The following is a 7,955-nucleotide window of genomic DNA, read 5'->3' as shown; positions in this document are numbered from 1 at the left end:
AAAATTAAGCAGTAATACCAATTTTATTAAAAACATGATCATTTTAGCGTATTAAATAACTCACTAACTACGTTAAAAATTATTTATATAGAACAAATATGTATCATAATTTTAGCCTTGTTATTAAGCTATTTTCTCGTCGCTATATATAATAGATCACTAATTTAATGCAATTGGTATAAGTACAAAATTTGATATGCCACCATATTAACAAATTAAATCAAACTCGCTATAGCTCATAACCAAACACTATAAGCTTGTTATTTTACTTGTAACTCGCTGCAATCCCTTGTTAAATAAGTCTTAGGCCTAAAAAGCCCACCCATTATAACTTTTGGTTATATCAACTTGGTTTTAATTATTTTTTACTTATTGATAGCCGCTATATTCTGCTCATCAAAGTAAAGTGTTCTTCTTGTATTTGAATTTGTTTAGGGGTGTTATTAACGTGCAGTATTTACCTATCTTTACCAAACTCGACAATAAACCAGTATTGGTTGTTGGCGGTGGAGAGGTCGCATTACGCAAATGTCGCGCGTTTTTAAAAGCGAGAGCAAGCGTTACTTTAGTCGCGCCTTGGTTTTGCGACGAACTAAAAGAGCATGCACGTAATAATGAAGTAACGCTTATTGATGCTTATTTTGATGAGTCGCATCTTGATGGCAAAATGCTAGTTATTGCGGCAACTGACCGCGATGAAGTAAACAACAACGTATTTGAACTTGCCAATGCGCGCAATGTGTTTGTAAACGTGGTTGATGACCAACCTAAATGTACGTTTATATTTCCATCCATTGTTGACCGTGACCCAATTACGATTGCTATATCAAGTGCAGGCACAGCGCCGGTACTTGCACGTCGCTTACGCGAAAAGCTCGAAACCCTTATTCCGCATCATATTGGCCCACTTGCAACACTTGTCGGTGGCTTTAGAAACAAAGTAAAAAAACGCTTTAAGCATTTTTCAGACCGCCGCCAATTTTGGGAAGGCGTGTTCGACTCATCTGTCGTGAGTAAAGTACAAACCGGCGATACCCAAGCCGCACAGCAGCAACTAGAGCAAATGCTAGATGCGAAAGCAGAACCTGAAGGCGAAGTATATGTAGTAGGTGCAGGCCCTGGCGATCCAGAGCTTTTAACACTTAAAGCACTGCAACTTATGCAACAAGCCGACGTCGTCGTTTATGACTTTTTAGTGTCTGACGAAATTATGGAACTAGTGCGCCGTGATGCTGACCTTATTTGTGTAGGCAAACGTTTAGGCGATCATAGTGTTGTTCAAGAAGATACCAACCAAATGTTGGTCGACCTTGCTAAACAAGGCAAAAAAGTATGCCGCATTAAAGGTGGTGACCCGTTTATTTATGGTCGTGGTGGCGAAGAAGTACAAGTACTGGCTGCTAACAACGTAAATTATCAAATTGTACCGGGTATTACAGCCGCTGCAGGTTGTAGTGCGTATGCGGGTATTCCGCTTACGCATCGAGACCATGCACAGGCCATTCAATTTGTAACTGGCCACTGTAAAAAAGACGGCCAAGAACTTGATTGGCAATCGCTGGCAAAAGCAAATCAAACGCTTGCTATTTACATGGGCGTAATCAAATCGCCGCACATACAAAGCGAGCTTTTAAAGCATGGCCGTAAGGCCGACACCCCTGTCGCTATTATCGAAAACGGTACACGTAAAAATCAGCGTGTAATAACAGGCCAACTAGGCGAACTTGCCGACTTAATCCAGCGCAACAGCATTATATCGCCTGCGTTACTCATTATTGGCGAAGTGGCCGCCCTGCACTCGCAACTAGCGTGGTTTGGGAAAAACGAACAAACAAGCAGCTTTGCACAGCCGCTTACAGATGTATCAAATACATAACCGAATTTTAAATTTGTAACTTTTAATCATTTTAGTAGGACGACTAACAATGGCTTTAACTCACCTTCAGCAACTTGAAGCTGAAAGTATCAAAATCATGCGCGAAGTCGCCGCTGAGTTTGAGAACCCAGTAATGCTTTACTCTATTGGTAAAGATTCGTCGGTACTTTTGCACTTAGCGCGTAAAGCATTTTACCCTGCAAAAATTCCGTTTCCGTTATTACACGTAGACACCAACTGGAAGTTTCGTGAAATGATTGAGTTTCGCGACCGTATAGCTAAAGAATACGGCTTTGATCTACTGGTACACAAAAATCCAGAAGGCATTGAAATGGGTGTAGGCCCGTTTACGCATGGCTCGGGTAAACATACCGACATAATGAAAACCCAAGGCTTAAAGCAAGCACTTAACAAATATGGTTTTGATGCTGCATTTGGTGGCGCACGCCGCGATGAAGAAAAGTCACGCGCAAAAGAGCGTGTTTATTCGTTCCGAGACAAACACCACCGTTGGGACCCTAAAAACCAACGTCCTGAGCTTTGGAACACCTATAACAGCCAAGTTAATCCGGGCGAAAGCATTCGTGTTTTCCCGTTGTCTAACTGGACTGAGCTTGATATTTGGCAATACATTTATCAAGAAAACATCGACATGGTACCGCTTTATCTAGCAAAAGAGCGCCCTGTTGTTGATCGCGACGGTACTTTAATTATGGTTGACGATGAGCGTATGCCACTTAATGAAGGTGAAGTACCGCAAATGAAATCTGTACGTTTTCGTACATTAGGCTGCTACCCACTTACCGGTGCAGTTGAATCAACAGCAAGTAACCTAACTGAAATTATTGAAGAAATGCTGCTGTCTACGTCATCAGAACGTGAAGGTCGCGTTATTGACCATGATTCAGCCGGCTCAATGGAGAAGAAAAAACGTGAGGGGTATTTTTAATGTCTAGCCAAAATAACGATACATTTAACGAAGTAAAAGAAATAGGCATAGACGCCTACCTAGCACGCCAACAAGACAAAAGCTTATTGCGTATGCTTACCTGTGGCAGCGTAGATGACGGTAAATCAACATTGATTGGCCGCCTACTGCACGACAGCCACCAAATTTATGAAGATCAGCTAGCAGCCCTTCATAAAGATAACGAAAAAGTAGGTAATGCAGGTGAAGATCTTGACCTTGCTTTATTAGTTGATGGCCTACAAGCTGAGCGTGAGCAAGGCATTACCATTGACGTAGCGTACCGTTACTTTTCAACGGCTAAGCGTAAATTTATTATTGCCGACACACCTGGGCATGAGCAATACACGCGCAACATGGTAACGGGTGCATCAACAAGCGATGTCGCCATTATTTTGGTTGATGCGCGTTACGGCGTGCAAGTACAAACCAAACGCCATAGCTTTATTTGTGACTCGCTGGGCATTAAGCAGTTTGTTGTTGCCGTTAATAAAATGGATATCGTTGATTTTGACGAAACCGTGTATGAAAAAATTAAGGCCGATTACCTTAAATTTGCTGAGCAACTTAACGTATCAAACATTAAGTTTGTGCCCATGTCGGCACTTAAAGGCGACAACGTAGTAACACGCTCTGCACATACACCCTATTACACCGACAAGCCGCTACTTGAATTACTAGAAGATTCGCCAGCAGCCGAAACAGATACAGGCTTTGAAGCGCGCCTACCGGTGCAATATGTCGTGCGTCCTAACTTAAACTTCCGTGGTTTTCAGGGCACACTGACATCGGGCAAGATACATGTAGGCGATGCTATAAAAGTATTACCGTCGGGTAAAACATCAAGCATCAAAGAAATTGTTACCTTTGATGGCAACCTAGATAGCGCACAAGCAGGCCAAGCAATTACCGTTACCCTAAATAACGAAATTGATATTAGCCGAGGGGATGTAATCGTTCCTGCAAACTCAACGGCCGTGGTTACCAACCAGCTGCAAGCTAAAATTGTGTGGATGCATGAATCGCCATTAGTATTAGGTAAAAGCTATAACCTAAAACTAAGCAGCAAAAACACCTCAGCTATTGTTAAAAAGATTGATCACACAATTGATGTGAACACGCTTGAACACGGCACTAGCGACTCACTGCAGTTAAACGAAATTGCGATTGTAACGCTTGAACTAACCGAAACCATTTTGGCAGACGAGTACCACAGCAATCACGAAACAGGTTCGTTTATATTAATCGACCGCTTATCAAACTTAACCGTTGCTGCTGGCATGATTGAACAAGTGCTGCAAAGCCAAGCGCAACAAACGAACTTCAGCGAATTTGAAGTTGAATTTAACAGCTTAGTACGCAAGCACTTTCCACATTGGCAAGCGCTTGATATATCAAAGCTGTAAGTACAAAAATGTCTGTTAGGAATTTAAAAGCATGGTAGAACAGCTAGTTTTAACAGGCATTATGCTTACCTTAGTTGGGTGCCTGTTTGGCACCCGTATTAATCCAGCATGGTTATTTGTAAGCGCCATTGGCACCAGCTACTTAGCAGGGCTAATCGATCTTGAAAGCATGTTGATTAATTATGCTAACCCGTCGCTTATCACCTTAGTACTATTGGTATTAGTGTCGACAGCAATAGAAAAAACCACCCTAATTCAAAAGTTAGCGCAATCGCTATCTAAAGGTAGTTTAGTAAAATCGGTAACAAAATTGGGGTTATCAACCGCCTTTTTATCGTCGTTTACTAACAATACCGCCGTTGTTGCATCGCTTATTACCGCAATAAAAGACAACCCTAATCACTCCCCTTCAAAGTTATTATTACCGCTGTCGTACACTGCTATTTTGGGCGGCACTATTACGCTTATTGGTACATCAACCAACTTAATCGTTAATGGCTTTGCAGTCGATGCGGGCATGGAACCGCTGGGCTTTTTTGACTTTACCTTAGTGGGTTTAGGCGCGCTAAGCGTAGGCCTAATTACCATTTTAGTGATGCTTAAATACTTACCCGACAACGGTAAAAGCGACCAAGAAGTCGTGCCTTTTTACCTAGAAGGTAAAGTACAAGCAAACTCAAAATTAATAGGCCAAACCGTTGAAGAAAACGGCCTGCGTGATTTAAAAGACTTATTCCTCGCTGAAATTATTCGCGATGGCAGCCGCATTTGCGCAGTCACTCCGCAGCAAATTATTCAAAAAGACGACGTGCTGCTGTTTGTAGGTGACATAAAATCGGTGCCATTACTTACCCGTTTCGACGGCCTGAAAGTAGTGCACGAGAATCATCAAAAAGACATAGAACACTTAGTAGAAGTAGTCGTAAGTCAGTCTTCAAAATTTATTGGCAAAACGGTAAAAGAAGCCCGCTTTAGAGAGCAATTTCATGCTGCTGTTATTGCCATTCGCCGTGGTCACGACCGCTTACAAGGCGGCCTTGGGCAAGTGCAATTACAAGCTGGCGACTCACTAATACTCGCCCCAGGCAAAAACTTTTACACCTTGCCTAACTTAAAGCGCGAATTTGTGTATATTTCAGGGTTTGACTTACAAGCACACCTTGCACCTAAGCAATCAAATATTGTGCTACTAAGCTTTGCCGCAGTACTGGGTTTAAGCATTATTGGCATAGTGCCGCTGGTTAAAGGCTTATTAGTATTACTGATTGGCTTAATGCTCAGTGGCACCATAAAACTTAACGAAGTAAAACGCCGTTTTCCTATCGAGTTACTCGTAGTCGTAGGCAGCGCGATTGGCCTTGCCAAGTTAATGATAGGCACCGGACTTGCCGGGCAAATATCCGACGCCATGTTTATAGTACTTGGGGATTTTGGCCCTTACGGCGCGTTTATAGCTATATTTTTAATGACCGTATTATTTACCGAGCTTATTACTAATAACGCAGCAGCTGCCTTGTCGTTCCCTGTTGCTTACTCGCTCGCGGTTGGTTTTAATGTAGACCCGCTACCGTTTATTATGGCGGTTGCCTTTGGCGCATCAGCCAGCTTTATATCGCCATTTGGGTATCAAACTAATCTAATGGTTTATAGCGCGGGTAACTATCGCTTAAAAGATTACATAGTGATGGGCTTACCCCTTTCTATTATTTATTCAATCACGGTATTAACCTTGATCCCGCTGGTATTTCCGTTTTAATACCTGCGCTCACAGCATAAGAGACTCTCACTATGGATGAAAATATAGTTTGGCATAACTACGCAACGACAAAAGCACAGCGTAGTGAGCAAAAAAAACATAAGCCCGCTATTTTATGGTTTACCGGTTTTTCTGGCTCTGGCAAAAGCACCGTAGCAAACGCACTAGAAGCGGCGCTTAATCAGCAAGGTACGCACACTTACCTGCTTGATGGCGACAACGTACGCCACGGTTTGTGTAAAGACCTAGGCTTTAGCGACGAAGACCGCATTGAAAACATACGCCGCGTAGGCGAAACCGCTAAATTAATGACCGACGCGGGCTTGTTAGTACTTACTGCGTTTATATCGCCCTTTAGAGAAGAGCGCGACATGGTGCGCAGCTTAGTAGACGACGGCGAATTTATTGAAGTATTTATCGATACCCCACTGGATGTATGCGAAAGCCGCGATCCAAAAGGCTTATACAAAAAAGCCCGCGCTGGAGAGATAAAACACTTCACGGGTATCGATTCAAACTACGAAGTGCCAAACAATCCAGAAATAATTTTAGATACAAGTAAAAACACCCTAGACCAATCGGTTACACAACTGATAACGTATCTAAAACAAAAGCACATAATATAGGTTAACCCCATGAATCAAACCGAACTGCTAGAAGAAACCCTCATCCTTGCCCGCAAAGCAGGCCAAGCGATAATGGGAATTTACGAAAAGGATTTTAACGTTGAGTACAAAGCCGATGAAAGCCCCGTAACCGACGCCGATTTAGCAGCTCATAAACTGATTGTAGCAGGGCTTCAACAGCTCACATCTGATATTCCAATACTCAGTGAAGAAAACGCCGACATAAGCTGGGATGTACGCCAAACGTGGAAAAGCTACTGGTTAGTTGATCCAATCGACGGCACTAAAGAATTTATTAAAAAGAACGGTGAATTTACCGTAAACATCGCCCTAATTAAAAACGGCATTCCTATTTTAGCCGTAGTAGATGCACCTGCCCTTGGCGTATCGTACTTAGCTGCCGAAGCCATTGGCGCATTTAAAGATAAAGGCGATGAGCGAATTGAGCTTAAGGTAACTACCAAACCTAACAAAGGGTTAATTCGAGTTGTAGGCAGCCGCTCGCACCCATCTCCCGATTTAGCCGAGTTTGTAAAACGCTTTGATGAGGTTGAAATGGTGTCTAAAGGCAGCTCACTAAAACTGTGTTTAGTCGCTGAGGGCAGCGCCGATATTTACCCGCGCTTAGGTCCAACCTGCGAATGGGATACAGGAGCAGGCCATGCAATCGCCGAAATAGCCGGTGCAAAAGTGACTAAACTTGATGGCAGCCCACTTATTTATAACACCAAAGATGAGTACTTAAATCCGTATTTTATTGTGAGTGCGATAGAAGAGTAAGGGCCAGAGCTGTTAGCGGTTAATTCAAAAGCAGCTCAGCGTTAAGTTATTTGTAGGTCGGGATTTATCCCGTCATTTTGTCGGGCTAAAGCCAGACCTACAAAAGAGCTGCGCAATAACTACAACGCTATATTTCCTGGGAATGGCTTTAGCTCTAATAACCAATATGACACTTAGCGAAACCCAGAATGCTGAGCCACAAGCTGTAGCGCTTTAAGCGGTAAGTTTAAACCCCAACCTCCCTAGTAGAAGTTGGCTTCAGCCACGAAAGCCTACACTGTATTCTATTTAAAAAACAACCTCGCAGCACATAATACTTATGTCTATTCATCTCACTGTAGTGCTGTACTCATTATTAATAATTAAGTTTTCTATTGATAAACCGATAGAGGTATTATCTTTATTAGCTCTTAGAGCTTCGTGTGCGGAGTTTTTCAAGTTAGTTGTCGCATCAAGTTAAATTTTATGCCGCCCACACTTCTTCTTTTTTCTCTGGATTCAAATTTACTTCATTGATCATTGTCCAATCTCTAGACTTTCCTGC

6 protein-coding genes are annotated in these 7,955 nt (G+C 42.6%); all 6 read left to right on the top strand.

What is annotated here, in order from left to right:
• Positions 1–448: 448 nt before the first annotated feature.
• From cysG to cysQ, 6 genes are read left to right on the top strand one after another with little or no spacing between them, the layout of a single operon-like run.
• A complete protein-coding gene (cysG, locus tag CWB66_RS17445) occupies positions 449–1,876 on the top strand; it encodes a siroheme synthase CysG (RefSeq protein WP_138586365.1) in 1,428 nt (475 codons plus the stop codon).
• A gap of 49 nt (positions 1,877–1,925) precedes the next feature.
• Complete coding sequence (cysD, locus tag CWB66_RS17440; protein ID WP_138586364.1) at positions 1,926–2,825, top strand: sulfate adenylyltransferase subunit CysD; 900 nt, start codon at positions 1,926–1,928, stop codon at positions 2,823–2,825.
• A complete protein-coding gene (cysN, locus tag CWB66_RS17435; protein ID WP_138586363.1) occupies positions 2,825–4,249 on the top strand; it encodes a sulfate adenylyltransferase subunit CysN in 1,425 nt (474 codons plus the stop codon). The genes cysD and cysN overlap by 1 nt, the downstream gene beginning before the upstream one ends.
• 31 nt (positions 4,250–4,280) lie before the next feature.
• On the top strand, positions 4,281–6,005 hold the full coding sequence (locus CWB66_RS17430; protein WP_138586362.1) for an SLC13 family permease: 1,725 nt from the start codon (positions 4,281–4,283) through the stop codon (positions 6,003–6,005).
• A gap of 32 nt (positions 6,006–6,037) precedes the next feature.
• A complete protein-coding gene (cysC, locus tag CWB66_RS17425) occupies positions 6,038–6,631 on the top strand; it encodes an adenylyl-sulfate kinase (RefSeq protein ID WP_138586361.1) in 594 nt (197 codons plus the stop codon).
• A 9-nt stretch (positions 6,632–6,640) separates the two neighbouring features.
• Positions 6,641–7,411, top strand: coding sequence for a 3'(2'),5'-bisphosphate nucleotidase CysQ (gene cysQ / locus CWB66_RS17420; RefSeq protein ID WP_138586360.1), 771 nt, complete (start codon positions 6,641–6,643; stop codon positions 7,409–7,411).
• The last annotated feature ends 544 nt before the right edge of the window (positions 7,412–7,955 follow it).

Source organism: Pseudoalteromonas sp. S558 (assembly GCF_005886635.1).
Lineage (GTDB): Bacteria > Pseudomonadota > Gammaproteobacteria > Enterobacterales > Alteromonadaceae > Pseudoalteromonas > Pseudoalteromonas aliena.
The sequence above is the reverse complement of the archived record's forward strand: the minus strand, read 5'-3'. Positions and strand labels throughout refer to the sequence as shown.